Annotated in this window: 24 protein-coding genes; 16 read left to right on the top strand and 8 right to left on the bottom strand. The window is 66.7% G+C overall.

The features are described 5' to 3' along the window. Nucleotides 1–45: 45 nt before the first annotated feature. Entirely contained in the window at nucleotides 46–1,677 is a 1,632-nt protein-coding gene (locus QX051_RS03105; protein ID WP_315775009.1) for a CTP synthase, read from the bottom strand. A gap of 167 nt (nucleotides 1,678–1,844) precedes the next feature. Next, a complete protein-coding gene (secG, locus tag QX051_RS03110; protein WP_315738200.1) occupies nucleotides 1,845–2,228 on the bottom strand; it encodes a preprotein translocase subunit SecG in 384 nt (127 codons plus the stop codon). A 210-nt stretch (nucleotides 2,229–2,438) separates the two neighbouring features. On the opposite strand from secG, the gene QX051_RS03115 reads away from it, so the two are divergent. Together QX051_RS03115 and QX051_RS03120 are read left to right on the top strand one after the other, a co-directional pair. After that, nucleotides 2,439–3,005: an XRE family transcriptional regulator gene (locus QX051_RS03115; protein WP_315775010.1), complete on the top strand. Its 567-nt coding sequence runs from the start codon at nucleotides 2,439–2,441 to the stop codon at nucleotides 3,003–3,005. A gap of 2 nt (nucleotides 3,006–3,007) precedes the next feature. Then, a complete protein-coding gene (locus QX051_RS03120) occupies nucleotides 3,008–3,535 on the top strand; it encodes a GNAT family N-acetyltransferase (protein WP_315775011.1) in 528 nt (175 codons plus the stop codon). Nucleotides 3,536–3,567: 32 nt separating this feature from the next. Here the strand turns inward: QX051_RS03120 and tpiA are convergent, their stop codons facing one another. Then, nucleotides 3,568–4,323, bottom strand: a complete 756-nt coding sequence (tpiA, locus tag QX051_RS03125; protein WP_315775013.1) for a triose-phosphate isomerase — start codon at nucleotides 4,321–4,323, stop codon at nucleotides 3,568–3,570. Nucleotides 4,324–4,545: 222 nt separating this feature from the next. Here tpiA and QX051_RS03130 point away from each other — a divergent pair, with 222 nt between their 5' ends. The 5 genes from QX051_RS03130 to QX051_RS03150 all read left to right on the top strand — a co-directional run bounded on the left by QX051_RS03130 (nucleotide 4,546) and on the right by QX051_RS03150 (nucleotide 11,688). After that, the gene (locus QX051_RS03130; RefSeq protein ID WP_315775014.1) at nucleotides 4,546–6,459 is read left to right on the top strand and encodes a peptidylprolyl isomerase; all 1,914 of its coding nucleotides are present in this window, start codon (nucleotides 4,546–4,548) and stop codon (nucleotides 6,457–6,459) included. Between the two features lie 20 nt (nucleotides 6,460–6,479). Next, a complete protein-coding gene (gene trpD / locus QX051_RS03135; protein WP_315775015.1) occupies nucleotides 6,480–7,493 on the top strand; it encodes an anthranilate phosphoribosyltransferase in 1,014 nt (337 codons plus the stop codon). Between the two features lie 15 nt (nucleotides 7,494–7,508). Then, nucleotides 7,509–8,327 carry an indole-3-glycerol phosphate synthase TrpC gene (trpC, locus tag QX051_RS03140; protein WP_315738206.1) on the top strand — a complete coding sequence of 273 codons (819 nt, stop codon included), beginning with the start codon at nucleotides 7,509–7,511 and terminating at the stop codon, nucleotides 8,325–8,327. A 2-nt stretch (nucleotides 8,328–8,329) separates the two neighbouring features. Then, on the top strand, nucleotides 8,330–8,824 hold the full coding sequence (gene moaC / locus QX051_RS03145; RefSeq protein ID WP_315775016.1) for a cyclic pyranopterin monophosphate synthase MoaC: 495 nt from the start codon (nucleotides 8,330–8,332) through the stop codon (nucleotides 8,822–8,824). Nucleotides 8,825–8,976: 152 nt separating this feature from the next. Further along, nucleotides 8,977–11,688, top strand: a complete 2,712-nt coding sequence (locus tag QX051_RS03150) for an EAL domain-containing protein (RefSeq protein ID WP_315775018.1) — start codon at nucleotides 8,977–8,979, stop codon at nucleotides 11,686–11,688. 242 nt (nucleotides 11,689–11,930) lie between these two features. Here the strand turns inward: QX051_RS03150 and QX051_RS03155 are convergent, their stop codons facing one another. Continuing rightward, the gene (locus QX051_RS03155; RefSeq protein WP_315738209.1) at nucleotides 11,931–13,265 is read right to left on the bottom strand and encodes a S41 family peptidase; all 1,335 of its coding nucleotides are present in this window, start codon (nucleotides 13,263–13,265) and stop codon (nucleotides 11,931–11,933) included. A 420-nt stretch (nucleotides 13,266–13,685) separates the two neighbouring features. Between QX051_RS03155 and QX051_RS03160 the strand changes: the two genes are divergently transcribed. Together QX051_RS03160 and QX051_RS03165 are read left to right on the top strand one after the other, a co-directional pair. Then, complete coding sequence (locus QX051_RS03160; RefSeq protein ID WP_315775019.1) at nucleotides 13,686–14,822, top strand: alpha-hydroxy acid oxidase; 1,137 nt, start codon at nucleotides 13,686–13,688, stop codon at nucleotides 14,820–14,822. A 45-nt stretch (nucleotides 14,823–14,867) separates the two neighbouring features. Next, complete coding sequence (locus QX051_RS03165; protein WP_315775020.1) at nucleotides 14,868–15,497, top strand: HAD family phosphatase; 630 nt, start codon at nucleotides 14,868–14,870, stop codon at nucleotides 15,495–15,497. Nucleotides 15,498–15,712: 215 nt separating this feature from the next. Here the strand turns inward: QX051_RS03165 and QX051_RS03170 are convergent, their stop codons facing one another. After that, the gene (locus tag QX051_RS03170; RefSeq protein ID WP_315775021.1) at nucleotides 15,713–16,051 is read right to left on the bottom strand and encodes a hypothetical protein; all 339 of its coding nucleotides are present in this window, start codon (nucleotides 16,049–16,051) and stop codon (nucleotides 15,713–15,715) included. A gap of 190 nt (nucleotides 16,052–16,241) precedes the next feature. Here QX051_RS03170 and QX051_RS03175 point away from each other — a divergent pair, with 190 nt between their 5' ends. Beyond that, entirely contained in the window at nucleotides 16,242–16,901 is a 660-nt protein-coding gene (locus tag QX051_RS03175; protein WP_315775304.1) for a hypothetical protein, read from the top strand. A gap of 26 nt (nucleotides 16,902–16,927) precedes the next feature. Here QX051_RS03175 and QX051_RS03180 read toward each other — a convergent pair whose 3' ends face one another. Further along, nucleotides 16,928–17,917, bottom strand: coding sequence for an alpha/beta hydrolase (locus QX051_RS03180; RefSeq protein ID WP_315775022.1), 990 nt, complete (start codon nucleotides 17,915–17,917; stop codon nucleotides 16,928–16,930). 12 nt (nucleotides 17,918–17,929) lie between these two features. Next, entirely contained in the window at nucleotides 17,930–18,691 is a 762-nt protein-coding gene (locus tag QX051_RS03185; protein WP_315775023.1) for an MBL fold metallo-hydrolase, read from the bottom strand. 255 nt (nucleotides 18,692–18,946) lie between these two features. On the opposite strand from QX051_RS03185, the gene QX051_RS03190 reads away from it, so the two are divergent. The 5 genes from QX051_RS03190 to QX051_RS03210 all read left to right on the top strand — a co-directional run bounded on the left by QX051_RS03190 (nucleotide 18,947) and on the right by QX051_RS03210 (nucleotide 23,391). After that, nucleotides 18,947–19,900, top strand: coding sequence for a LysR family transcriptional regulator (locus QX051_RS03190; RefSeq protein WP_315738214.1), 954 nt, complete (start codon nucleotides 18,947–18,949; stop codon nucleotides 19,898–19,900). Nucleotides 19,901–20,132: 232 nt separating this feature from the next. Continuing rightward, the gene (gene glp, locus QX051_RS03195; RefSeq protein ID WP_315775025.1) at nucleotides 20,133–21,344 is read left to right on the top strand and encodes a gephyrin-like molybdotransferase Glp; all 1,212 of its coding nucleotides are present in this window, start codon (nucleotides 20,133–20,135) and stop codon (nucleotides 21,342–21,344) included. A 206-nt stretch (nucleotides 21,345–21,550) separates the two neighbouring features. Then, the gene (gene lexA, locus QX051_RS03200; protein ID WP_172109545.1) at nucleotides 21,551–22,249 is read left to right on the top strand and encodes a transcriptional repressor LexA; all 699 of its coding nucleotides are present in this window, start codon (nucleotides 21,551–21,553) and stop codon (nucleotides 22,247–22,249) included. 259 nt (nucleotides 22,250–22,508) lie between these two features. Continuing rightward, complete coding sequence (locus tag QX051_RS03205; protein WP_315775027.1) at nucleotides 22,509–22,949, top strand: hypothetical protein; 441 nt, start codon at nucleotides 22,509–22,511, stop codon at nucleotides 22,947–22,949. 223 nt (nucleotides 22,950–23,172) lie between these two features. After that, the gene (locus QX051_RS03210; RefSeq protein ID WP_409998063.1) at nucleotides 23,173–23,391 is read left to right on the top strand and encodes a hypothetical protein; all 219 of its coding nucleotides are present in this window, start codon (nucleotides 23,173–23,175) and stop codon (nucleotides 23,389–23,391) included. Here the strand turns inward: QX051_RS03210 and QX051_RS03215 are convergent. Beyond that, nucleotides 23,346–25,637 (bottom strand): ComEC/Rec2 family competence protein, encoded by a 2,292-nt coding sequence (locus QX051_RS03215; RefSeq protein ID WP_315775028.1) that lies wholly within the window; start codon nucleotides 25,635–25,637, stop codon nucleotides 23,346–23,348. The genes QX051_RS03210 and QX051_RS03215 overlap by 46 nt on opposite strands. Nucleotides 25,638–25,776: 139 nt before the next feature. Here QX051_RS03215 and QX051_RS03220 point away from each other — a divergent pair, with 139 nt between their 5' ends. Then, complete coding sequence (locus QX051_RS03220; protein WP_315738219.1) at nucleotides 25,777–25,989, top strand: hypothetical protein; 213 nt, start codon at nucleotides 25,777–25,779, stop codon at nucleotides 25,987–25,989. Nucleotides 25,990–26,008 lie beyond the last annotated feature (19 nt).

A 26,008-nucleotide genomic window follows, 5' to 3' on the forward strand; every position in this document is an offset into this window, starting at 1 on the left:
CGGGAGCGTTCTCGCAATATTCGGCCACACCGTCAAAGACGGTCGTCAGACCAGCCGCGACTGCACCATCGCCGCCTGGATGAAGGACGCAAACAGCGGATGCGGCTCGAATGGCCGCGATTTCAGCTCGGGGTGGAACTGGACGCCGATGAACCAGGGATGGTCCTCATATTCCACGATCTCCGGCAGCACGCCGTCCGGCGACAGGCCGGAGAACTTCAGACCGTGCTGCTCGAGCCGGTCCTTGTAGGCGGTGTTGACCTCGTAGCGGTGGCGATGGCGCTCGGATATCTCGGTGGCACCGCCATAGACCTCGGAGACGCGGCTGCCGCGCTTGAGCGCCGCAGGATAGGCGCCGAGCCGCATCGTGCCGCCGAGATCGCCGCTCTTGGAGCGCTTCTCCAGTTCGTTGCCGCGCAGCCATTCCGTCATCAGGCCGACGAGCGGCTCCGGCGTCGGGCCGAACTCGGTCGAGTTGGCCTCGGTGATGCCGACGAGATTGCGCGCCGCTTCGATCACCGCCATCTGCATGCCGAAGCAGATGCCGAAATACGGCACGTCACGCTCCCGGGCGAACCGCGCCGCGCGGATCTTGCCCTCGGCGCCGCGCTGGCCGAAGCCGCCGGGCACCAGGATGCCGTTGACGTGCTCGAGGAACGGCGCGGGGTCCTCGTTCTCGAACACCTCGCTCTCGATCCAGTCGAGCTTGACGCGGACCTTGTTGGCGATGCCGCCATGCGACAGCGCCTCGATCAGCGATTTGTAGGCGTCCTTCATGCCGGTGTACTTGCCGACGATCGCGATCGTGACGTCGCCTTCCGGATTGCGGACGCGCTCATTGATCGTGTGCCAGCTCGCCAGCGCCGGCGGCACCCGCGGCTCGATGCCGAACGCGGCCAGCACCTCGTCGTCGAGGCCGGCGGCATGATAGGCCTCCGGCACGGCATAGATGTTGTCGACGTCACGCGCCTCGATGACGGCGCTTTCACGCACGTTGCAGAACAGGCCGAGCTTGCGCCGCTCCTCCTTCGGGATCGGACGGTCGGTGCGGCACAGCAGGATGTCCGGCTGGATGCCGATCGAGCGCAGCTCCTTCACCGAATGCTGCGTCGGCTTGGTCTTCAACTCGCCGGCGCTCGGAATGTAAGGCAGCAGCGTGAGATGGATGTAGATCGCGTGATGGCGCGGCAGCTCGTTGCCGAGCTGCCGGATCGCCTCAAAGAACGGCAGGCCCTCGATGTCGCCGACGGTGCCGCCGATCTCGACCAGCACGAAATCGTACTCGTCATTCCCGGACAGGACGAAATCCTTGATCGCATTCGTCACGTGCGGGACGACCTGGATGGTCGCGCCGAGATAGTCGCCGCGCCGCTCCTTGGTCAGTATGTCCTGATAGATCCGGCCCGTGGTGATGTTGTCGGCCTTGGTCGCCGGCCGGCCGGTAAAGCGTTCGTAATGACCGAGATCGAGATCGGTCTCGGCACCGTCATCGGTCACGAACACTTCGCCGTGCTGATACGGCGACATCGTGCCGGGATCGAGGTTGAGATAGGGGTCGAGCTTGCGAAGCCGGACCTTGTAGCCGCGGGCCTGCAGCAGCGCGCCTAACGCGGCTGAAGCCAGACCCTTTCCGAGCGAGGAAACCACGCCGCCGGTGATGAAGATGTACCGCGCCATGGGACCCTACCTTTAATGCCGCGCGCTCGATTCGCCAAAACGAATCGCTTGCAGCCCGCAACCATGTCGCGGGCCTGTGGGTTACTTCAAAATATTAATGGTCTCAGTTACTTGAGACCGCCTCCTGACGCAGGACGCCAATTGCGTTCCTGCATGGCTTGCCCGCGTTATTGCGACTGCGGGGCCTGCGGCGCAGCCGGAGCCGCGGGTGCCTGCTGCTCGTCGGCCTTCTTGAGCTGGTCGAGCACGCCGCCCGCGGTCGGCGCCACTGGGGTCGCTCCGCCTGACTGGGTCTGCCCCGGCAGGTTGTTGAGAATCGAGGTCGGCTTGCGATCCAGACCCGCGAGCCAAGTCAGCGCCAGGCTGGTTAGGAAGAAGAGGAGTGCCAGGATCGCGGTCGTGCGCGTTAGCAGGTTGGCCGTGCCGCGGCTCGACATGAAACCGGCGCCGCCGCCCATGCCAAGGCCACCGCCCTCGGATTTCTGCAACAGCACCGTACCGATCAGGACGGCGACAATCATGAGGTGGATGACGATCAAGACAGTCTGCATGGTGACCTTCCGTCACAAGCCCTCGCAGGCCCCGACCGGGGGCCGGGATCGCGAGAGCTTCGCGGGCTATTCGGAAATTTGCGCGGTGTTACACGATCATGTCGAGCAACGCCACCCCGCAGATAATCCCAACCGCGCTTCGCACAAGCGCCGACGTCGCCCTCCGGGTCGACACTTGCCGGCCGCTTCAATATCCACTATTAGAGACGAATGGATCAAATAATAGACAACTTCAGCCAGAGGCTCGCCCGTCGCCTGCTGCTGGAACGGGACGGCCGTGGGTGGTCGCTGGCCGACCTCGCCGAACGCTCGGGCGTGTCAAAGGCCACCATCAGCAAGATCGAGCGCGCCGAGGTCAGCCCGACCGCGGTCATTCTGGTCAAGCTCGCGAGCGCGTTCGATCTCACGCTGGCCGGCCTGATGCTCCGCGCCGAAGCCCAGTCGGAGCGCCTGTCCAAGGCCGCCGAGCAGCCGGTCTGGCGCGACCCGGACACGGGCTACGTCAGGCGCCAGGTCTTTCTCAGGCCGGATCATCCGATCGAATTGGTGACCGTCGAGATGCCGGCGCACCGCAGCGTGACCTTGCCGGCCTCCTCCTACATCCACATCCGCCAGCTCCTCTGGGTTCAGAACGGGCACCTCACCATCACGGAAGGCGCGGAACGTCACGTGCTCGGGCCGGGCGACTGCCTCGGCTTCGGCCCACCGATCGACACCACCTTTGCCAATGAGACCGACGCGCCCTGCGTCTACGTCGTCGCCCTTGCCAGGAGTTGAGAATGTCCCCGCCCCGAATCGCGGCCCTGTCAGATACGCCGGCAATCCGGGCTGCGCTTCGCGCAATGCTGATCGAAACGGTCGCCCATGGTGGCTCGGTCAGCTTCATGCACCCGCTTCGCGAGGAGGATGCCGACGCGTTCTGGCGGGAATCGCTTTCGGCCGCGGCGCGCGGCGAACGAGCCGTTCTTGGTGCCTTCGACGGCGAGGATGTGATCGCGACAGTGACGTTGCAGCTGAAGCTGCCGCCGAACCAGCCGCACCGCGCCGAGATCGCAAAGATGATGACGCGCATCAGCCACCGCAAACGCGGAATCGCGACCGCGCTGCTGCGCGCGGCCGAAAACCTCGCCCGCGCGCATGGGCGGACGATGCTGGTCCTCGATACCGCCGAGGATGGGGGCGCCTCACAGCTCTATGAAAGCGTCGGCTTCCAGCTGAGCGGAACCATTCCGGACTATGCCTTGAAGCCGCATGGCGGCCTCACCGGCACGAAGATCTATTGGAAGCGAATCGAACAGGCGGACTGAAACGCTTGGCGCGTTTTCGCTCACGTCGCTTCTCAACAGCCCTTCGCAATGGCGAGAAAGTCCGAGGCTTTCAGGCTGGCGCCGCCGACCAGCGCGCCGTTGACATTCGCGACCGCCATCAGCTCGGCCGCATTGGAGGGCTTCACTGAGCCGCCATAGAGGATGCGCGTCCGCGCTCCCTCCTGCTTGAAGCGATCGATCAGCAGCTCTCTGATAAAGGCATGAATCTGCTCGACATCCTTGGCGGTCGGGGTCAGGCCGGTGCCGATCGCCCAGACCGGCTCATAGGCCACGACCAGGTTGTCGGCCCGTGAGCCCTGCGGCAGACTGAGGTTGAGCTGGCCGCGCAGGATGTCGAGCGTTTGCCCGGCATCGCGCTGCTGCTGGGTTTCGCCGACGCAAACGATCGCGACCAATCCGGCGCGCCACACCGCCTCAGTCTTCTGGTGCACCACAACATCGGTTTCGCCATGATCGGCGCGCCGTTCGGAATGGCCGACGATGATGGCGCTGGCGCCGGCATCGGCCAGCATCTCCGCCGAGATGTCCCCGGTATGGGCTCCCGACGCCTTGGGGTGGCAATCCTGGGCCCCGACCGCGATCGCGTGGGTGCCGCGTGCCCTCTCGGCAAAGCCTGCCACCAGAGTGGCGGGCGGACAGACCAGCAGATCGGCCTTGCCGGTGACCTCGGCGGCTCCGGCCAGCATGGCGTCGAACTCGGCGGTCGAGGCCTTCAGGCCGTTCATTTTCCAGTTGCCGGCGATCAGCGGCCGGATGCGGTCGGTCATGGCGGGATTCCAGCAAATGTTGTGACGGACATCGGCTAGCAGAGCCCTTCGACGAGCACCAGAGCGGGAGCCGTCTTCCCACCGCTTCAATCGGCCTCAGGGCCGAGGTTGCGACCGGGCGGCGGCCTCTTTATAAGCCGTTTCAACTCGGTGACGGCCTTTTGCGGAATCTGCTTTAAGGCGCGGCCTCTTCATCCTTTTTCCTGCAGACAGACTGGACCCATGCTTCGAGGATTACGCAAGGCCTCATCAAACTGGCTCGGCAAGACCATCATGGCGGTGGTCATGGGCGTTTTGATCGTCAGTTTCGGCATCTGGGGCATCGCCGACATCTTCCGCGGCTTCGGGCAGTCGACGGCTGCAACCGTGGGACGCACGGAGATCTCGGTCAACGAGTTCCGGCAGATCTATACCGACCGGCTGCAGCAGATCGGCCGCCAGCTCGGCCGTCCGCTGACCACCGAGCAGGCCCGCATGTTCGGGCTCGACCGCTCCGTTCTGCAGCAGACGATTGCGGAAGCCGCCCTCGACGAGCAGGCCCGCCGTCTCGGTCTCGCCCAGTCCGATGCGGAGACCATGCGGGTGATCCTCAGCGATCCCAACTTCAAGGGCCCGAACGGGGCGTTCGACCCGCAGCGTTTCCAGGCCATCATCCGCAATTTCGGCTTCACCGAGCAGCGCTATCTGGCTGACCAGCGCCGACAGTCGCTGCGGCGGCAGATCACCGGCACGATCGCGGCCGGGCTGGAGCCGTCCAACACGATGCTCGAGGCGCTCGGCCGCTTCCAGAACGAGCAGCGCTCGATCGATTACATCAAGCTCGACGCGGCGCAGGCCGGCACCATCGATGCGCCCTCGCCCGAGGTTCTCGCGTCCTATTTCGAAGAGCACAAAGCCCAGTTCAAGGCGCCGGAATATCGCAAGATCTCCTTCGTCGTGGTGACGCCCGAAGAGATCGGCAAGTGGACCGACGTATCTGACGAGGACGCCAGGAAGCTGTTCGACCAGCGCAAGGCGCTGATGGGCACGCCGGAGAAGCGCCAGGCCCAGCAGATGACCTTCCCCACCATGGAGGAGGCACAAGCGGCGCGCGCCCGGATCGCCGCGGGTGAAGTCACGTTCGACGAGCTCGCCAAGGAGCGCAACCTCAACCCAGCCGATCTCGATCTCGGTCTGGTGACGAAATCGGCGATTCTCGACCCTGTCGTTGCCGATACCGCCTTCTCGCTGCCGACCGGCGAGGTCAGCCAGCCGGTCAAGGGCGCGTTCAACGTGGCGCTGGTCAAGGTCAGCGCGATTCAGCCGGGCCAACAGCCGGAATATGAGAGCGTCGCTGCCGACATCAAGAAAGAGATCGCAGCCGACCGCGCCAAGTCGCAAGTCGCCAATCTTCGCGACAAGATGGAAGACGAGCGCGGCGGTGGCGCCAGCGTGTCAGAGGCCGCCAAGAAGCTCGGTCTCAATGCCGTCACGCTCGAAGCGGTCGACAGGTCCGGCAAGCAACCCAACGGCCAGCCCGTTTCGAACATCCCGCTTGGCCTGGATGTCGTTGCGCAGGCCTTCAACAGCGACGTCGGTGTCGACAACGAGCCGATCTCGTTCCGCGGCGGCTATGTCTGGTTCGAGGTTCTCGGCATCACCCCGCCGCGCGATCGCCCCCTCGACGAGGTCAAGGATCAGGTCGCCGCGCGCTGGCGCGACGACGAGGTCGCAGCCAAGCTGCGCGCGAAGGCCACCGAGCTGGTCAAGAAGCTCAACGAGGGCGGCAAGCTCGCCGACGAGGCGGCATCGCTCGGCGTGAAGGTCGAGACGGCCAGCGCGTTCAAGCGCGACGCCTCGGTTCCCGGCGTCCCCACCGGAGCGATCACCGCCGCATTCCGCACGGCGAAGGACGGCGTCGGCCAGACCGAGGCTGATGGCGGCCGGCAGTGGATTGTGTTCCGTGTCACCGACATCATCGAGCCGAAGGTCGACCTCGCGTCCGAAGACACCAAGAAGCTGAAGGACCAGTTGCAGCGCGCGCTCGCCGACGAGCAAGGCACGGCCTATGTCATGAAGCTCGAGAAGGACATCGGGACGACGATCAACGAGGCTGCCGTGGCCCAGGTGGTCGGCGGCGGCAGCAGCAACCAATGACGGATCGCTAGGGGCACGCGATGGACGATCTCAAGTCGATCATTGGCAAGTTGGCGACCGGCGCGCCGCTGTCCCGCGAGGAGGCGGCGTCCGCCTTCGACAGCATGATGTCGGGCGAGGCGACGCCGTCGCAGATGGGCGCGCTGCTGATGGCGCTGCGTGTGCGCGGCGAGACGGTCGAGGAGATCACCGGCGCCGTCAGCGTGATGCGGGCGAAGATGCTGCGCGTCGACGCGCCGGCGAGCGCGGTCGACATCGTCGGCACCGGCGGTGACGGCTCTGGCTCGGTCAACGTCTCGACCTGCGCCTCCTTCATCGTGGCCGGCGCCGGCGTGCCGGTCGCCAAGCACGGCAACCGCGCGCTGTCGTCGCGCTCGGGCGCAGCCGACGTGCTCGCCGCGCTCGGCGTCAAGATCGATCTGAAGCCCGACCAGGTCGGACGCTGCGTGCGTGAGGCCGGCATCGGCTTCATGTTCGCGCCCGCGCATCATCCGGCGATGAAGAACGTCGGTCCGACCCGGGTCGAGCTCGCCACTCGCACGATCTTCAATCTGCTCGGTCCCCTGTCCAATCCGGCCGGCGTCAGGCGCCAGATGGTCGGCGTGTTTTCGCGGCAATGGGTGGAGCCGTTGGCACAGGTGCTGAAGAATCTTGGCTCGGAAGCCGCCTGGGTCGTGCACGGCTCCGACGGGCTCGACGAGATCACCTTGACCGGCCCGACCTTCGTCGCCGCCCTGGAGAACGGCCATATCCGTACCTTCGAGGTCTCGCCCGAGGAGGCCGGGCTTGGCCTGTGCGGCAGCGATGGTCTGAAGGGCGGTGACGCGGCGGCCAACGCCGTGGCGCTGCAGAGTGTGCTCGATGGCCTGCCGAGTCCCTATCGCGATGTGGCCCTGCTGAACGCCGCGGCGGCGCTGGTTGTCTCCGGCCGCGCCAAGACGCTGAAGGAAGGCGTCGCAATCGGCCGGGATTCGCTCGACAGCGGCGCCGCAGCAGCGCGGCTGAAGCAGCTGATCGACGTCTCGAACGACTGATCTGCGGAGCGCGCCATGTCGGATATCCTGGCCAAGATCGAAGCCTATAAGCGCGAGGAGATCGCGGCCGCCAAGCGGGCGTGCCCGCTGTCGGATCTCGAGGCGCGAGCGCGTGATGCCTCAGCGCCGCGCGGCTTCGTCGCGGCGATCCGAGCCAAGCATGCGAACCGCGACTACGCGCTGATCGCGGAGGTGAAGAAGGCTTCGCCGTCGAAGGGGTTGATCCGCGCCGATTTCGATCCGCCTGTTCTCGCCAGGGCCTATGAGGCCGGCGGCGCGGCCTGCCTCTCGGTGCTGACCGACACGCCGTCGTTCCAGGGCCATCTGGACTTCATGGTCGCCGCACGCGCCGCGACCGCCCTGCCCGTGCTGCGCAAGGACTTCATGTTCGACACCTATCAGGTGGTCGAGGCTCGCGCTCATGGCGCCGACTGCATCCTGATCATCATGGCCGCGCTCGATGACGCCGCGGCTGCGGAGATCGAGGCCGCCGCGCTCGCCCACGGCATGGATGTGCTGATCGAGATCCATGATCGCGCCGAGCTCGATCGCGCGCTGAAGCTGCGCTCGCCGATGATCGGCATCAACAACCGCAACCTGCGCACCTTCGAGACCACGCTGGCGACCTCCGAGACGCTGGCGCCGCTGGTCCCGAAGGAGCGTCTGCTGGTCGGCGAGAGCGGCATCTTCACGCCGGCCGATCTCGCGCGCCTGGCGCGCGTCGGCATCCAGACCTTCCTGGTCGGCGAGAGCCTGATGCGGCAGGCGGACGTCACGGCGGCGACCCGCGCGTTGCTCGCGCGCGATGCCGCCTCCGCCAGCGCGGCTGAGTGACAATGTCCGACAAGTCACCCGGCGCTCCCGCCCTCACCCACATCGATGCTCGTGGCGAAGCCCGCATGGTCGACGTGTCGGACAAGGCTGCAACGGAGCGCACGGCAACAGCCGAAGGCCGCGTGGTGATGAGTCCCGCGACGCTCGAGCTCATCATCTCCGGCAACGCCAAGAAGGGCGACGTACTCGGCACGGCTCGCATTGCCGGCATCATGGCCGCCAAGCGCACATCCGAGCTCATCCCGCTGTGCCACCCGCTGGCGCTCTCCAAGGTCACCGTCGACATCACCCCCGACGCTGCGCTGCCCGGCTGCATCGTCAGTGCAACCGTCAAGGTCACCGGGCCGACCGGCGTCGAGATGGAAGCCCTAACGGCCGTGTCCGTCACCTGCCTGACGATCTACGACATGATCAAGGCCGCCGAGCGCGGCGTGCGCATCGAAGGTATCCGTTTGACCGAGAAGATCGGCGGCAAGTCCGGGCGTTATCGCGCCTGAAGGTATTGGAAAACCAAATACAACTTCGAATTAATTGTTCGCTAACTCAACTTCCTAACCTCACTTCCATAGCGGGCCTATAGCAATGGTTGTGGGAGGGACATCGTAGCGGTTCCATCCCGAAGCGCCTATCGCAAGCGTATTCAGGACCGATGACGACCAACGCTAGTCCACGGAATGCCCTCAGAGCTTCGACCGACCGCGGTGGACCGATCCGCTGGCTGGTCGGCGGAGGCCTCGTGCTGATTGCAGCCATCGCGATCGGCACGACCATCATGGCCGACAGTTTCCGGGAACGCGCGCTGAACAGCGCGACGCGCGAGCTGGAGAACACCGTCCTTCTACTGGCGCGTCATTTCGATCAGCAGATGGAGGATCTCGGCGCGATCCAGCGCGATCTCGCCAACTACGTCCGACAGAACCATATCGACACCGGCGCCCGCTTCAAGGAGCAGATGGGAAGCGCCGCCGTCAATGCCATGCTGAAGGACAAGCTGAGCGCGGTGACCTATGTCGGCGGTCTGAACATCTTCGACTCCGACGGCAACCTGATCAACTCCGGAGCGGCCTGGCCGGTGCCGCCCGTCAATATTGCCGATCGCACCTTTTTCAAGCGGCTGAAAGCCGATCCGACCGCGCCGCAATTGCTGATCGAACCGGTCGTGGGCCGGATCACCGGCACATATGTCGCGGTCATCGCCCTGAAGCTGACCAGTCCCAACGGCGAGTTCCTGGGCATCATCGGCCGCAGCCTCGAACCCATCAATGTCGAGCGGTTCTTCGCCTCCGTCGCGCTCGGGCCCGACGCGGCGATCTCGATGATGCATCGCGACGGAACCCTTCTGGCCCGCCATCCACGCCACGAGGGCATGCAGAACCAGAACTACAAGAGCGCGCCGATCTTCCGCCAGATCCTGGCCGGCGATGGCAACACCACGGGCATTTTCAGCAGCCCCGTCGACGGCGAGCACCGCATCGGCGCATCGCACCGGCTGACGAGCTATCCCTTGATCGTGACCGCGACGACGACGGTCTCGGCGGCGCTCGCCGACTGGCGCGAGCAGATGCGCTTCCTGATCGCCGTCGGCGTGACCTCGGTGCTGCTGATCGCCGGCATGCTCTACGTCGTGGTGCGCCGGTTGATCAGCGACCACGACGCCTCCAGCCGCCGCTTGACGCTGGAGAAGGAACGGCTCGACAAGGCCGTCAACAACATGACCCAGGGCCTCCTGCTGTTCGACGCATCGGAGCGCCTGGTCATCAGCAACCAGCGCTACGTCGACATGTACGGCCTGTCTGCCGACGTCGTGAAACCAGGCTGCACGTTCCGCGAGTTGATCGCGCACCGCAAGGCGACCGGCTCGCTCGCGGGCGACGACGGCGAATATGCCGATGCGGTGCTGCGCGACATCGGCCGCAAGACCTCGCAGATCATCGAGACCACGGACGGTCGCTGGATCCAGATCGTCAACGAGCCGATCGCGGGCGGCGGCTGGCTCGCCACCCACGAGGACATTACCGAGCGCAAACGGTCCGAGGAGCAGATCACGCATCTGGCGCACTATGATGCCCTGACGGATCTGCCGAACCGCACCCTGTTTCACGAGCGCCTCAAGGAGGAGCTGACCGGCGTCCTCCAAGGCCGGCGCCTCGCGCTGCACTACATCGACATCGACGAGTTCAAGGGCGTCAACGATTCGCTCGGCCACCTCGTCGGCGACGAGCTGTTGAAATCCGTCGCGGCGAGCCTGAGCGCCTGTGTCGGCACCACGGGATTCGTCGCCCGCCTCGGCGGCGACGAGTTCGCCGTGGTTCAGACGGCCATCCGCAACCGCGAGGACGTCGAACAGCTGATCGAGGATATTCTCAGCGCGATCCGCGCCCCGCGCTACTGCCTCGGCCATCAGCTCACCGCCGACGCCTCGATCGGCGTGGCGCTGATCCCCGAGCACGGCACCGATCTCGACCAGATCATGAAAAATGCCGATCTGGCGATGTACGCCGCCAAGGCCGCGGGACGGCGCACCTGGCGCTTCTTCGAGCCCGAGATGGACGCCCAGGTCAAGGCGCGCCACCAGCTCGAGGTCGACCTGCGCCAGGCCATCGCCGACGATCGGCTCGAGGTCTACTACCAGCCTTGTCTGAGCCTGCAGGACGACCGCATCGTCGGCTGCGAGGCGCTGGTGCGCTGGAAGCATCCGACCCGCGGCACCGTCTCGCCAGCCGAGTTCATTCCGATCGCCGAGGACACGGGCCTCATCAACCTGCTCGGCGAACGCGTCCTTCAGGTCGCCTGTACCGAGGCTGTGAGCTGGCCGGACGACATCCGGCTCGCCGTCAACGTCTCGCCGGTGCAGTTCAAGAGCGGCACCCTGGCGCTCAAGGTCGCGAATGCGCTTGCGACCTCCGGCCTGCCGCCGCATCGGCTGGAGCTCGAGATCACGGAAGCGGTGCTGATCCGCGACGACGACGCGCTCGACACCCTGCACCAGTTGCGCGCGCTCGGCGTCCGTATCGCGCTCGACGATTTCGGCACCGGCTATTCGAGCCTCAGCTACCTCCAGCGCATTCCGTTCGACAAGATCAAGATCGACCGCTGCTTCGTCCAGGACATCACCGAGAGTGAGGGCTCCGCGGCGATCGTCCAGGCCGTGGTCAACATCGCCGCCATCCGCAAGATGTCGACGACCGCCGAGGGCGTCGAGACCGAGGCGCAGCGCCAGGTGCTGAAGCGGCTCGGCTGCTCGGAGATGCAGGGCTATCTGTTCAGCCCTCCGAAGCCCGCAGCCGACGTGGGGCAATTGTTCGCCGCGCAGCGCGCCAATCCCTCAACCGGCCGCCATTCGCGCCCCAACGCCGCGTGAGCCAGTTCCGAACCGATAAATACCGTTGCAATTTGAGGCTTTTCCACAAGCCAAACTCAAACCCTGCCAACCAGTCGTCCCGTCCGCCGCTTGAAGTCCACGGCTCCGCCATGATCTACGGGACACAGACGGACATACTCCGTGTCCGCTTGTACACGCTGGTCGAAAACCACGGCGGGACGGCCTCAGGGCCGCCCCGTCGGGTGTGAGCATCGGGCGCCGCAAGGCGCCACCCTTAAAGATCAGTTCGGCACCGCCGCCTTGGCACGGACGTCGGCATTCACGGTGACGCCGCGCAGCACGTTGAAGGCGGCGTGCAGCGCCTTGTCGTCCTTCTCGTCCGGCGGAACGTAGGACTGCGAGCCGGTCTGCTCGGTGCCGTCGGGCGCCGAGAGATGGCCGCGCATGCCGGCCTCACCCTTGAGATCGCCGCGATCCTTCAGCTCGTCCGGCACGTCCTGCTTGACCTCGATGTCCGGCGCGATGCCCTGCGCCTGGATCGAGCGGCCGGAGGGCGTGTAGTAGCGCGCCGTGGTCAGCGCCAGCGCGCCATTGCCGGCGCCGAGCGGAATGATGGTCTGCACGGAACCCTTGCCGAACGAGCGCGTGCCGACCAGGGTTGCACGCTTGTGATCGTGCAGCGCGCCCGCCACGATCTCCGATGCCGAGGCCGAGCCGCCATTGATCAGCACCACGAGCGGCTTGCCCTTGGTGAGATCGCCGCCGCGTGCGGTGAAGCGCTGCGTCTCCTCAGGATTGCGGCCGCGGGTCGAAACCACTTCGCCTCGCGAGAGGAACGTGCTGGAGACCGACACCGCCTGATCGAGCAGGCCGCCCGGATTGTTGCGCAGGTCGACCACATAGCCGGCGAGCTTCTCCTGCGGAATGTCCTTGGAGATGCTGGCGACGGCCTTGCGCAGGCTCTCGGTGGTCTGCTCGTTGAAGGATGTGATGCGGATATAGCCGATGTCGCCGCCTTCGGTGTGATAGCGGACCGGGCGCACCTTGATGATCTCGCGCGTCAGCGTAACGTCGAGCGGTGCGTCCTTGCCCTTGCGCATGATGGTGAGCTTGGTCTTGGTGTTGACGCCGCCCTTCATCTTGGCGACGGCCTGCTCGAGCGTCAGTCCCTGCACCGCCTCGCCGTCGATCTTGGCGATGAGATCGCCCGAGAGAACGCCGGCCTTGGACGCGGGCGTGTCATCGATCGGCGCGACGACCTTGACTAGGCCCTCCTCCATGGTGACCTCGAGACCGAGTCCGCCGAACTCGCCGGACGTGGTCTCCTGCATGTCGCGCCAGGACTTGTCGTTCATGTAGCGCGAATGCGGATCGAGCGAGGACACCATGCCGTTGATGGCGCCTTCGATCAGCGCGGGATCGCTCGGCTTCTCGACATAGTCGGCGCGAACACGCTCGAACACCGCGCCGAACAGATTGAGCTGCGAATAGGTGTCGGCCATGCCGGCCGCAGCCTTGGCCTTCGCAACGAGTTGCGCGCCGTCGGGACCCGTGACCATCAGGGTCAGCCCGACGCCGGTCATCGTGCCCGCCAAGAACAGCCAGTTTTTCCGCATTGTTTGCTTCCCGAGCGTTTGTTGGATGGCCGGCCGATCAAATGGTCCGCACGCATCGCCGGCGCGATTTGTGTTGCGAACACACACCACATTTCCGGTTTCTTCAAGGCCGATATTGCGCCGCCGTACCGGGGCCCGACCGCCGGCGCTCGCATCCGAAATGGACGTTCACAGGCTGAAATCAAGCTCAAGGCTGCGCCGGAGCCGGGCCCGGCTGAACATACCCCGTCTTTCACGGACACCCATGATCACAATTCGACGAGCCGTGTACCACGCCGCGATTTGATGGCCTGGGCCTGCGGGGCGCCGCTCCCTGCGCGCGCCCGGGAAGCTCGAGTTCGGAATGGCTTGCTCCCGGCCCGCTCGATGGGCAATGCTCCGCGGCAAAACCGCAAACATGACAGTCGCTGGGAGGCAAACATGAACCAACGGACCCCGATCGAGGCCGGGTGGCGGAACGTCGAACTCGGCTCGAGCGACGAGAAGTTCCAGAACCTGCACGAGCTCATCCGCAAGGCGCGCGCCCAGCTCAACCAGAACGCCTGGGACTACATCATCGGCGGGGCCGAAACCGAGACCACGCTGCGTCGGAACCGGATGGCGCTCGACGAGATCGCGTTCCGTCCGCGCGTGCTGCGCGACGTGTCCAGGGTCGATGCCTCGGTCGAAACTTTCGGACGCAAGCTGCGCCTGCCGGTGGTCATGGCCCCGGTCGGTGCGCTCGAAATCTTCGATCCGGCAGGGGCGGCCAGCGTGGCCCGTGGGGCGGGCCGATTCGGAGCGGCGCACATGCTGAGCTCGGTGTCGGAACCCGGGCTGGAGAAGACCGCCGAGGCCGCGCCCGACGCGCTGCGAATCTTCCAGCTCTATGTCCGCGGCGACGACGCCTTCGTCGAGGACTATGTGAGCCGGGCGGTCGCCAACAGCTACACCGCGTTCTGCCTGACCGTCGACACCGCCCATTACAGCCGGCGCGAGCGCGACATCGCCAAGCGCTACGTCCGCGAAAGCCGGCTGCGCGCGACCGGCGGCGACCACCAGAAGGCGCTGAGCTGGCACACCGTCAAGCTGATCAAGGACAAGTTCAAGCTGCCGCTGATCATCAAGGGCATCGCGACCGCCGAGGACGCGCAGATTGCGGTCGATCACGGCGTCGACTGGATCTACGTCTCCAACCATGGCGGCCGCCAGCTCGACCATGGCCGCGGAGCCATGCAAGTGCTGCCGGAGATCGTCGCCGCCGTGAGGAGCCGGGCAAAGATCATGGTCGACGGCGGCTTCTGCCGTGGCACCGACATCGTCAAGGCGATCGCCTCCGGCGCCGACCTCGTCGGCATCGGCCGGCTGCAATGCTGGGCGCTCGCCGCGGCCGGCGAGGACGGCATCCTGCGCATGCTCGAGCTGCTGGAGGACGAGGTCATCCGCGCGCTCGGCCTGCTCGGCGTCACCTCGTTCGCCGAGCTCAACGGCTCCTACCTGCATCCGGCAACCGCCACCAACCAGCCGAGCGTCGTCAGCGCGTTTCCGCTGGTCGACATCGAGCCCTACCGTTATTGAGGCGGAGGCCCTTCCGTTCAACGCCAGCCATCGACGCCCCCCTCCATGCCCTCCTCCGCTCTCCGCCCCGGCGACGCCGACGCGCTGCTGTTCGATCTCGGCCGCGTCGTCATCGACATCGATTTCGTCCAGATCGTCTCGCGCTGGGCCGCGCATGCCGGCTGCGCGCCGGAGCATCTCGCCGCGCGCTTCGTGCGCGACGAGATCTACCACGGCCATGAGCGCGGCACGGTCTCCGACGCCGACTTCTTCGCCAACCTGCGCCGGCAGCTCGGCATCGACATCACCGACGCGCAGTTTCTCGAGGGCTGGAACGCGATCTTCGTCGGTCCGATGCCCGGCATCGCCCCGCTGCTCGCACGCGCGGCGGAGAAACTGCCGCTCTATGCCTTCTCCAACACCAACCAGCCGCACATCGATCACTTCTCGCCGCGCTACGCCGACCTGCTTGGTCACTTTCGCGAGATCTTCCTGTCGTCGTCGATCGGCCTGCGAAAGCCGGATGCCGAGGCCTACGCGCATGTGGTCGATGCGATCGGCGTGCCCGCCGAGCGCATCGTATTCTTCGACGATCTCGCTGAAAACATCGACGGCGCGCGGGCCAGCGGGCTGCAGGCGGTGCTGGTGCGCTCGACGGACGACATCGCCGCGGCGCTGGAGGCGCTCGGGATCTGATCGCATCGCGCAAGGGTGCGTCATGGCCAGCGGCGTGACGTTCTGAAAGGCTGCGCTCGCAATGACGGTGCCCACTCATGCAAGATTGTTCTCGCGACACGATGTGCCCGAGCTTTGCTGCTCTCATCTCACCCTCCTCCAATCGGAGGGCGCAGGGAATGCCGGGCTGCTGGCCGCAACCCATGGCCCGCCTGCAGAAAAAAAGCAGGCGGCAGTCACCACAGGTCCAGCCGACATCCGGCATTCCCTGCGCGATGGTTTTCACGTTTATACGCGATCTCCCCGGTGCCCGGCTTGTTGGCCACCGTCGCCGTCGGGATCATCATCACCCGCCGGCTTGGCATCAGCTTCGGGATGCCAGGACCACGCGACTTCACGTCCGCGCCATGCCGTTCGTCCGCGTGCCATCCGAGCACGCTGCGGCACGTCGCGGCCACCGCATCCCGCGCTCCACGTCCGTGACGATCGCGAAGCGCCCCTCCTGTCGAGCACGGGACCAAATCAGCATAGCAGATTTTTCCGAAAAAGCGAATCCTAAATTCGACCGCCGGCAAGGGAGCGATCCGGCCCGTCTCCCGCCACATCCGCTGGTCGCAGACGGCCCGACCGCCTAAGCTGTCCGCTCTGCACGCCCCCGCGGCCCGGAAGAACCGAATGCCCCTCGACATCATCTGTTTGCGTGATCGGCCCGACCTGATCCCGCGCGTGTTCTCGCCCGAGCTGGATGCCATCTGGCCGGAGTTCATGCGGCAGGACCGGACGGCGACGTTGTACTATGATCCGCCAGTGTTCGACCAATATGCGGACTGCGCCTACGTGGCGCTCGCCGGTGACGAGGTGGTCGGGCGCGCCTTCGCCGTCCCCTTCACCTTCGGCATCGACGGCCGCCGCACGCTGCCGGATGCGGGCTGGGACGAGGTGATCCGCTGGGGTCACGAGGACCGCCTGCTGGGACGGCGGCCGACGACGATGAGCGCGCTGGAGATTGCGCTGCTGCCGAAGGCGCGCGTGCCCGGCAGCTCGCTCGCCATGCTCGCGGCTCTGAAAGGCTGCGCACGCGCCAAAGGTTTTGCCGAGCTGTATGCGCCGGTGCGACCGAACCAGAAACATCTGGCGCCGCGGACGCCGATGCGCGCCTATCTCGATCAGCGGCGCGAAGACGGCCGATTGGTCGATTCCTGGCTGCGCACGCACCTCGGCATCGGTGGCGAGATCGTCAAGATCGCGCCGTGCTCGATGACCATCGTCGGCACGCTCGCCGAGTGGTCGCAATGGACCGGCGTGACCTTCGATCGCTCGGGTGAGATCGAGGTCCCCGCTGCTCTCGTGCCCGTGCTCGCGTCGGTCGAGCACGACCATGCCGCCTATGTCGAGCCGAATGTCTGGATTCGGCATCCGCTCTAACGCGGTGCAGGCCGTCCGCGCGACGATCAACGCGCCGGCACGACGCGCTCGTCCAGAAATCCGATCACCGCATCGAACGCCTGCCGTCGATTCCGCTCCATCAGGATCATGTGCGTGCCCTGCCCGATCTCGACCAGGCGCTTGTACGGCGCGCTCACGAGACGAACGAACAGGTCGTGCGCCACGTCGAAGCGGACGTCCACATCCCATTCCGCCGAGAGCACGAGAACAGGGCAGTTGATCGTGCTGGGATCGTAGATCGGCTGGTCCACGGTCCAATGCTCGCGCACGTCCTGCACCGCGCCCGAAGGCGCACGGATCGCGCCGGGGTACGGCGAGTCCGGATCGGTCGCGAGCGTCGCCTCCGCCCAGGACTCGAACCAGCCGTCCGGAATCAGCTTGTCCCGCGCCTGCTCCGGAGCGGCGCCGCGCCACGCAGCCTCGAACGCGCGCGGGCTGACGATCCGATACGCGCCGAGCGGTCCGCCAGCGTCGATGCGCAGCGGCTCGCTGGACAGCCAGAGCGGCGTCACCAGGATCAGCTTCTCGAGCTTCGCGCTCGCCGCGCTCGCGAACATGCCCGCGACGGTGGCGCCCCAGGACATGCCGAGCACGTTGGCGCGCGGGACGTCGCGATGCCGGCAGATGAAGTCCACCGCCGCGCCGAAATCGTCCACGGCGGTCCGCGCATTGACCAATGGAGATCCCTCCTCGGCCGCCCGCGACATCTCCGGCGGCCGGCTGGAGCCGCCATAGCCGCGCGCATCGACGGCCCAGACATCGTAGCCGGCCTGCGCCAGGACATCCATGAAGGAGGCGCCACCAACCGCGACGTCGAACAGGCTGGCGGATGAAAAGGTGGCGCCGTGCATCATCACCAGCGTGCGCTCGGCCGAGAACCGTTGCACGTCATGCCGACGCTTGTTGATGAGCTGAAGCTGGACATCGGACACCGGGCCTTCGATCAGGCGGCGCTCGGAAACGATGCGCGGGGAGGACGTTGCGTTCTCGGTCATGGTCACCTCGGATCAGGCGAAGTGCCACGCGAACCGGTCGCCGTCGCGGCTGATCCGCCCGGCCGAGGACTCGGCGAAGTGGGTCGTGAACACGAGGGAGCCGGTCTCGGCGGCGTGGTTCAGCGCCCATTGGCGTGAGCTCCGCGCCGCGTCCGGAAATTCGCAATAGACCGAGTTCCAATCCGGACGCGCGACCTGCAGCGGATGATGCATCACATCGCCCCAGAACAGCGCGCGCTCGCCGCGCGAGGTGAGACTGATGCAGGCGTGATCGATGCTGTGACCAGGGCTCGGCAGATAGCGGAAGCCATCCACGACCTCGCTGCCATCGACCGTGATCTCACGCGCGAGGCCGGCCTCGACGATCGGCAGCACGCTGTCTTCGTAGACCCCTGGCAGCGGCGGATGCAGCATGCGACCGAGACCGGCCGCATCCCTGATCGCGGCATCCGAGCCGTCAGCGGCCGACAGTGCCGCCAGATAGGCGCGCTCGCGGCCTGAGAAAACGTACCGGGCGTTCGGAAACACCGGCGTCCAACGGCCATCGGCAAGCTGCGTATTCCACCCCACATGATCCGCGTGCAGATGCGTCATCAGGACGAGATCGACATCGCCAGGGGCGACGCCGGCCGCCCGCAGCCGGTCGAGAAACGGCTCGTTCAAGCGATGCAGAACTGCTGCGCCGGGCCGCTCCTTGTCATTGCCGGTGGCCGTGTCGATCAGGACCACCCGCTCCGGCGTCCGCACCAGCCAGCTATGGATGCTCAGGCGCAACGATCCCGTGTGCGGATCGACCGATCCCGCCCCCACCTGGCCTCGTTCCCGAACGATGCTGTCTGCTTCTACGCCCGGAAACAAAAACTCTCCCTCGACCGCATCGAGGCCGATCTCGAAGATCCTCGTGATGGTGGCGTCTCCGACGCGATAGGTCGTGATGTCCTGCATGTCTGGCGGCCTCGATCCGAACGGTGGTCTTGTCTGGGCCGAGATCTAGGACTAGGTCGTACATTCCTCAAATCGATCCAGCTCATGCAGTCCATCGATCACTTCGATCTTCGCTCCTTCGACCTCAATCTGCTGGTCGCGTTCGACGCGCTCATGCAGGAGCGCAGCGTGACGCGCGCGGCCGCACGCCTCAAGGTGGGTCAGCCTGCGATGAGCCATACGCTGTCGACGCTTCGCGTGCTGCTGCAGGACGAGCTGTTCGTCCGCGTCGGCGCCGTCATGCAGCCGACGCCAAAGGCTGCGGTGCTCGCCGGGCCGGTTCGGGCGGCGCTGGGGCAGATGCAGGCAGCGCTGCATGCCGCACCGGAGTTCGACCCGGCGACCGAGCAGCGCACCATCCGCCTGGGATTTTCAAGTGAGGTCGAGCTGCTGCTGATCCCCGAGCTCACCGCGGTGCTCCGTCGAACGGCGCCCGGCGTGCGGCTTCTCAGCCGGCCGACCGAGCGTAACGAAGTGCATCGCCTGCTCGACGACGGAGCCTTGGATGTCGCGGTCGGCTGCTTCGACGCCGTCGCACAGCGGCACAGATCCCAGCTCCTGTTCGAGCAGGCGCTGAGCTGCGTCTACAATCCAAAGCGCATCGCGATGAAAACGCCGATCAGCCTCGCCGACTATCTGTCGCTTCCGCACGCGCTGGTGACGCTGACCAACAGCCTGCAGGGCTGTCTGGAGGCGGCGCTGGATGAGATCGGGACCGAGCTCAACGTGGTCTCGGCCTCCTCGGAATTCCTCAGCGTGCTGGCGACGGTCGCCGCATCACCGGTGATCACGACGATACCGACCAGGATGGCAAAGCTCTACGGGCCGCGATTTGGGCTGACGCTCTGTCCCGCGCCGTTGAAGCTGCGGCTGCCGGCCGTCTCGATGGTCTGGCCGCTGCAGCTCGATCGTGATGCAGCATCGGTCTGGCTGCGGAACATGGTGGCGGATATCCTGCACACGACCGAGCGCGCCGCCTGTCGCGCAGCTGCTGGATAGAACGCGGGGCGGGAGCTAACCGGAACGGCGCATCGGCCAACGCCTTGGCACTGCGGTCGACCTTCTGCGCACTGATTGCAGGGTTTCTCGCGCGGTCGTGAGGCAGCGGCCCGGACGCGGCCAACATCAGACGATCAGAAGGCAGGAAGCGGCCTGAGCCCTTGGCCGAGCCGTGCGCGTTCGGTTAGAAGGCGACTCATTCGATCTGCCGTCTCCGTCCGAAGGAACTCTCATGGCCTTGATGCCGGTGTCCGATGCGTTGTCCGCCGTGCTCGCCGGCGCCGAGCCGCTGGCCGAGGAGCTGGTGACGCTGGACGAGGCCCATCACCGCATCCTGGCCCGCGACCTCGCGGCGCTGCGGACGCAGCCGCCCGAGGCGATGTCGGCGATGGACGGCTACGCCGTGCGCGCGGCGGACGCAGCCCAGGCCAAGGTGCGGCTGAGGGTGATCGGCGAGGTCGCGGCCGGCCGGCCGTTCGATCGCGTGGTCGGACCCGGCGAGGCGGCGCGCATCTTCACTGGTGGCGTTGTCCCTGAGGGCGCCGACTCGGTGGTGATCCAGGAGGACACGATCGCCGAAGATGGCCATGTCGTCATCAACGAGGCGGCCATCAAGGGCCGGCACATTCGGCCCGCTGGCGTCGACTTCCACCAGGGCATGGTGCTGCTGAAGGCGGGCCGCCGGCTCAGCGACCGCGACCTGTCGCTGGCGGCCAGCATGAATCATCCGGCACTGCCGGTGCGGCGCCGGCCGAAGGTGGCGCTGCTCGCCACCGGCGACGAGCTCGTGATGCCGGGCTCGACGCCCGGCCCGGGCCAGATCGTCTATTCCAACGGCTACGCCCTGCGGGCGCTGGTGCGCAGCGAGGGCGCGACACCGATCGATCTCGGCATCGCCGCGGATACGATGGAGGCCACGATCGCCGGGATCCGGCGGGCGCGCGAGGCCAAGGCCGACATCCTGATCACGACCGGCGGCGCCTCGGTCGGCGATCACGACCTCGTCAAGCAGGCGCTCGAAGCCGAGGGCGTCGAGATGGCGTTCTGGAAGATCGCGATGCGGCCGGGCAAGCCGATGATGCACGGACGGCTCGGCGACATGAGGGTGATCGGACTGCCCGGCAATCCGGTGTCGTCCTATGTCTGCGCCATCCTGTTCCTGGTGCCGCTGATTCGGCGGCTGCTCGGCCGCGACGAAGCTCGCATGCCACGCGAGACCGCCCTGCTCGGCCGCGAACTCGGGGCCAACGATTCGCGCGAGGACTATCTGCGGGCGCAGCTCGAGGAGCGCGCCGACGGCACCCTGATCGCAACGCCGGTGACCCAGCAGGATTCGTCGCTGCTCGGCAATCTCGCGCTCTCGCAGGCGCTGGTGATCCGGCGGGCGTTTGCGCCGAAGGCCGCCGCCGGCAGCCCGTGCGAGATCCTGCGCCTGCCGAGCTAGGCCGTTTCCCCCGGCAAAGCCCGGTCCGTTCACTACAATTTAAGGATTGCGGAACACACATCGAACATATAGTGTCCGTTCATGATTTGTTTTTAGTATGTTGCGGGCGACGCGATGATGGTCCGACTCCAAGGCGCTCTCAGCCGGTTTGTGCTCAAGGCGCAGCTCCTGGACTCGGACGACAACAAACTGGGGACCAGGTCGAGATGCTGACGCGCAAACAGTACGAACTTCTGCGGTTCATCAACGAGCGGCTCAAGGAAGCCGGCGTGCCGCCGTCCTTCGACGAGATGAAGGATGCGCTCGATCTGCGCTCGAAGTCCGGCATTCATCGCCTGATCACGGCGCTCGAGGAGCGCGGCTTTATCCGCCGGCTGCCCAACCGCGCCCGCGCGATCGAGGTGATCAAGCTGCCCGAGCTGTCACAGGCTGCCAACAACCGCCGCGGCTTCACCCCATCGGTGATCGAGGGCAATCTCGGCAAGGTGCGCACCAGCACTCCCGCGCTGGACGATGGCGAGCGCCCCGTCGCGGTGCCGGTGATGGGCCGCATCGCCGCCGGTACCCCGATCGAGGCGCTACAGACGCGCAGCCACACCATCAGCGTGCCTGCCGACATGCTCGGCAACGGCGATCACTATGCGCTCGAGGTGCGCGGCGACTCCATGGTCGATGCCGGCATCCTCGACGGCGACATGGCGCTGATCCAGCGCAACGAGACCGCCGATACCGGCGACATCGTGGTGGCGCTCATCGACGATGAGGAAGCGACGTTGAAGCGCTTCCGCCGCCGCGGCGCATCGATCGCGCTGGAGCCGGCCAACACCGCCTACGAGGTGCGCATCCTGCCGCCGAACCGGGTGAAGATCCAAGGCAAGCTGGTCGGGCTGTATCGCAAGTACTGATCGCGGACGCGATCGGTCGATCGGCGACGGGCGCACGCGCTTCGCCGCCGATCGAAATTGGTCACGCGCGAATGCACCTCAGGATGTGCAGCGCGGCATGCTCAAACGCTTGTGATCGCCCGCGGGCGCACGCGGTGCAGATCAGCGCAGAATTGCCGTGAAGCGCGCGCTAACATCACCATCGATGTCCACTCTGATAGAGGCCTGCGCCTGTCCGGGGGGAGCGTGGGTCGGCTATCTCTCAACGAGGAGCGATCCGATGTGTGACTACAGCCTCCATGCGGTTGCGTCCCGTCCCGCCAAGGTCGGCGAGACGTTGATCTCGACGACGTTTCGCGGCACCGCCACCCGCGGCTTCGCCCTCGAGAGCGAGCCGACCGTCGCCGTCTGCATGCTGCCCGGCACCGAGTTGGCATTTGTCGAGGACGTCCGCTACGACAGCCGCTGGCTCTGGACCCGGACGATCCGCGAGCGCGTCGCGAAGTTCAACAGCATCGAGACGCACATCCCCGATCGCCATCACGACGCGATCGAATTCGCCGACGGCCGCCACGTGCTGGTGACCCAGCTCTGCGAGGGCCAGCGCGTCACCGTGCTACAATTGCCGGTCAGCAAGCAGCCGGCCGAGCGCCGCCCGGGCATGGCGGAGGACGTTCCGGCTTCGCAGGCCACACCGATTCGCCGCATCAGCATCACCTGAGCGCCTGCGCGTCCGCATTTCTCTCGGTCATGAGCGAGCTTTCGGCCGGGGGAGATTTGGTTTCTGCAAGCGCAAGGTCCTTTCGGGCGAACCTCACGCTCCGGCATCGCATCGAATAGGAACGACATCCCTCGGCCGGCATTGTGTGCCGGGGGAGCTTGCCGCCGCGGTCAACAAGATCGATTGGAACAAGGCCGACCGGATCACCGAGCCCGGCCGCTACATGCTTCCGTTCGGATGGCTAACGGTCACGGTTGATGACATCGCCGTCTGGCAACGATATCCGGGCGCTGCGTTCACGCTGGTCGAAGGTCCCTCGCTGTTCGATGGACCCGACGACACCGAGTATCATCTCAGCACGTTGTATCATCTCAGCACGTTCGAGCTGTCCGGCGCTCAATCCTGCTCGCCCTGCTCCGTCTCCGGCGGCGTCGCGTCCTGAAGCCGCGACACCGGCGCACGCGGCGTCAGCGTCGTGTCGAACTCGCCGGCCTCGGCGGGCGCCGGCCACCACGGGCGGTCGGTGCCGCCGGCGCGCACCGGCGTGACGGAGAAGCCGGTGCCCCGCTGCACCAGCATCAAGGCGCCCTGCTGCTGCAGGCGCTGGCGATCGATGACGGCCGCCGCGCAGGATGACGGCGCGGCGCGCGCGGTGACGATCAGCGCGGCACGGGCGCAATCATCGTCGAGCGCCTCGGCGCGCAGGGTCAAGGCGGCGAATCGGCCGTCGACCATCGCGACCACGCAGCCCGCCTCGTCGCAGGAGACGCCATCGGCGAGCGATGAATCCGCCGGCAGCCGGGCATCGGCGTCGGCCGCGAGCCACTCCTTGGTGGCGAACACGTCCTTGCCGGTGCGCATCACATGCAGGCGTCCGTCACGACCGCGCACCGCCACCGCACGCCCATCGCCGGCGATCAGGACATCGGGCAGCGGCGTCGTGGCGGCCCACGCGGTGGCCACCACGAGCCCGACGGCACCCGACCAGCGCAGCGGTGTGCGCAGCAGGCCGATCAGGATGACGCCGAGGCTGGCCAGGATCAGCGGACCGATGCCGAAGCCCGGGATGCGCCCGACCGCGCCAGGCAGCGCCGCCACCCAGCGCGTCACCGCGATCATCCAGTCGATGCCGAGGCCCATCAGCGTCCACCAGGGACCGTCGAGCCCGAACGGCGCCGCCAGCAGGCCGAGCAGTCCGGCGGGCATCACCAGCACCGAAACCACCGGCATCGCCGCGAGATTGGCGAGCACGCCATAGGGCGTGACGCGATGGAAGTGGAACGCGGCATAGGGCGTGGTCGCAAGCCCCGCGATCAGCGAGGCCAGCAGCAGCATCGCAAGCTCGCGGCCGCCCCACAGCGCGATGCGCTGCGTCGTGGAGCTGTCCGGCGTCGCAAACAGTTTGGGCAGGCCGAACTGCACCAGCGCGACCAGGCCGAGCGTCGCCGCGAATGACATCTGGAAGCTCGGATGCACCAGCGCTTCGGGTGCCGCGATCAGCACGATCATCGCCGCGACCGCGAGCGTGCGGAAGGTGACGGCGCGGCGATCGACCATGACCGCGATCAGCACCACGGCCGTCATGAAGAACGATCTCTGCGTCGCGACCTCCGCGCCCGACAGCAGCAGGTAGAACGCCGCCGCGACCAGCGCCGCCGCGGCCGCCCATTTCTTGATCGGATGGCTGATGGTGAGGCCGGGGATCAGCGCAAGCAGCGCGCGCACGGCGAAGAACACGACGCCGGCGACGACGGCCATGTGATAGCCTGAGATCGACAGCACGTGGCCGAGGCCGGAGACGAACATCGCATCGTTGACATCGGGCGTGATGGCGTCGCGCCGGCCGGTCAGCAGCGCGGTGGCGATGGCGCGCTCATCGCCCGTCAGGCGGGCGCGGATGCGTGCGTCGATCGCATCGCGCAGGCCCTGCATGGCCGCCGCATAGCCCAGGCCGAAGCCGGCGGCCTGCGGCGGCGTCGCCGTCGTGATCGCGCCCATCACGAAGCCGGAGGCGCCGATGCCCTGGAAGAACATGTCGCGCGCGAAGTCGTAGGATCCCGGCCGCACCGGGGCCATCGGCGGCAGCAGCCGCGCCTTGAGCTGCACGAAGCTGCCGACCTCGGGCGCCGTGCCCTTACGCACCGCGAGCCTGACACGCGCGATGGTGACGGCGTTGCGCGGGCTCTCCATCGACGTCACCCGCAGCACGATCCGATCGCTGCGCTCGCGGACGTCGCGCGCCTCGACGAAGCCGGACAGCGCCACGGAGTACAGCGGCCGCGCCAGCACCGGATGTGCGACACGCGCGGTCTTGATGGTCGCCGCGGCAAAGCCGCACGCTGCAGCCGCGATCATCACGGCAGCCGGAAACATCCGATGCCGCCGCATCATGATGGCAACGATGCAGAGCAGCGCCGCGGTGGTGGCGGCGATCCAGAGCACCGGCTCGTGATCGGCGGTGAAGTACAGCGCGATGCCGGCCCCGAACGCCACCGGCACCCAGGGCAGCAGCCGGCCCGCCCCGGCCTCCTCGACCGCCCAGCTCTTCAGGCGGGCGGCGAATGCCGACGACGCGCCGGACCCGATCGCGGGCCAGCCGCCGGCCAGCGCGCCGCGCGGCGGCCAGACATCGGCCATCGCGCCCGCGATCCCGCGACGCCCTCCCGGCGGCCTGACCGGCTCCGCCATTGCCCACACCACCCGTTACTTCACGGGCATGGAGGCTAGCGAAACCACGGGGAATCCGACTAGCGGAACGGAACGAGAATCCAATCCCGGTGCCGGGAACGTCATTGGAACTTTCGGCACCGCACGGGCTTATGCGGGTATGGACCACCATGACAATGACGATCCCTTTGCCGACCTCGCGCTCGACACGGCGATCCACCTGCGCTGGACGTTGCGGGACATCAAGGCCCACCGGCTCACGCTCTCCCCCGTCGCCGACGATGATCTCTCGCTCCTCGCGGAGCGCGGCCTGGTGGAGGTCAGCGATGGCGTGCCAACGCTGACCGAGGCCGGCCTCGCAGCGATCAATTGAGCTGCGGCTGCGGTCCCCA

Source organism: Bradyrhizobium sp. SZCCHNR1053 (assembly GCF_032381235.1).
In the GTDB taxonomy this organism is placed as follows: Bacteria; Pseudomonadota; Alphaproteobacteria; order Rhizobiales; family Xanthobacteraceae; genus Bradyrhizobium.

Excerpts from the sequence above, each read along its gene's own strand:
- tpiA (WP_315775013.1), bottom strand. The coding sequence starts at position 4,323 with ATGACCGACCGCATCCGGCCGCTGATCGCCGGCAACTGGAAAATGAAC.
- QX051_RS03210 (WP_409998063.1), top strand. The coding sequence starts at position 23,173 with ATGCTTCCGTTCGGATGGCTAACGGTCACGGTTGATGACATCGCCGTC.
- secG (WP_315738200.1), bottom strand. The coding sequence starts at position 2,228 with ATGCAGACTGTCTTGATCGTCATCCACCTCATGATTGTCGCCGTCCTG.
- QX051_RS03175 (WP_315775304.1), top strand. The coding sequence starts at position 16,242 with ATGCGGCAGGACCGGACGGCGACGTTGTACTATGATCCGCCAGTGTTC.
- trpD (WP_315775015.1), top strand. The coding sequence starts at position 6,480 with ATGGACGATCTCAAGTCGATCATTGGCAAGTTGGCGACCGGCGCGCCG.
- lexA (WP_172109545.1), top strand. The coding sequence starts at position 21,551 with ATGCTGACGCGCAAACAGTACGAACTTCTGCGGTTCATCAACGAGCGG.
- moaC (WP_315775016.1), top strand. The coding sequence starts at position 8,330 with ATGTCCGACAAGTCACCCGGCGCTCCCGCCCTCACCCACATCGATGCT.
- QX051_RS03160 (WP_315775019.1), top strand. The coding sequence starts at position 13,686 with ATGAACCAACGGACCCCGATCGAGGCCGGGTGGCGGAACGTCGAACTC.
- glp (WP_315775025.1), top strand. The coding sequence starts at position 20,133 with ATGGCCTTGATGCCGGTGTCCGATGCGTTGTCCGCCGTGCTCGCCGGC.
- QX051_RS03180 (WP_315775022.1), bottom strand. The coding sequence starts at position 17,917 with ATGACCGAGAACGCAACGTCCTCCCCGCGCATCGTTTCCGAGCGCCGC.
- QX051_RS03105 (WP_315775009.1), bottom strand. The coding sequence starts at position 1,677 with ATGGCGCGGTACATCTTCATCACCGGCGGCGTGGTTTCCTCGCTCGGA.
- QX051_RS03215 (WP_315775028.1), bottom strand. The coding sequence starts at position 25,637 with ATGGCGGAGCCGGTCAGGCCGCCGGGAGGGCGTCGCGGGATCGCGGGC.
- QX051_RS03130 (WP_315775014.1), top strand. The coding sequence starts at position 4,546 with ATGCTTCGAGGATTACGCAAGGCCTCATCAAACTGGCTCGGCAAGACC.
- QX051_RS03165 (WP_315775020.1), top strand. The coding sequence starts at position 14,868 with ATGCCCTCCTCCGCTCTCCGCCCCGGCGACGCCGACGCGCTGCTGTTC.
- QX051_RS03220 (WP_315738219.1), top strand. The coding sequence starts at position 25,777 with ATGGACCACCATGACAATGACGATCCCTTTGCCGACCTCGCGCTCGAC.
- QX051_RS03190 (WP_315738214.1), top strand. The coding sequence starts at position 18,947 with ATGCAGTCCATCGATCACTTCGATCTTCGCTCCTTCGACCTCAATCTG.
- trpC (WP_315738206.1), top strand. The coding sequence starts at position 7,509 with ATGTCGGATATCCTGGCCAAGATCGAAGCCTATAAGCGCGAGGAGATC.
- QX051_RS03120 (WP_315775011.1), top strand. The coding sequence starts at position 3,008 with ATGTCCCCGCCCCGAATCGCGGCCCTGTCAGATACGCCGGCAATCCGG.
- QX051_RS03150 (WP_315775018.1), top strand. The coding sequence starts at position 8,977 with ATGACGACCAACGCTAGTCCACGGAATGCCCTCAGAGCTTCGACCGAC.
- QX051_RS03205 (WP_315775027.1), top strand. The coding sequence starts at position 22,509 with ATGTGTGACTACAGCCTCCATGCGGTTGCGTCCCGTCCCGCCAAGGTC.
- QX051_RS03155 (WP_315738209.1), bottom strand. The coding sequence starts at position 13,265 with ATGCGGAAAAACTGGCTGTTCTTGGCGGGCACGATGACCGGCGTCGGG.
- QX051_RS03115 (WP_315775010.1), top strand. The coding sequence starts at position 2,439 with ATGGATCAAATAATAGACAACTTCAGCCAGAGGCTCGCCCGTCGCCTG.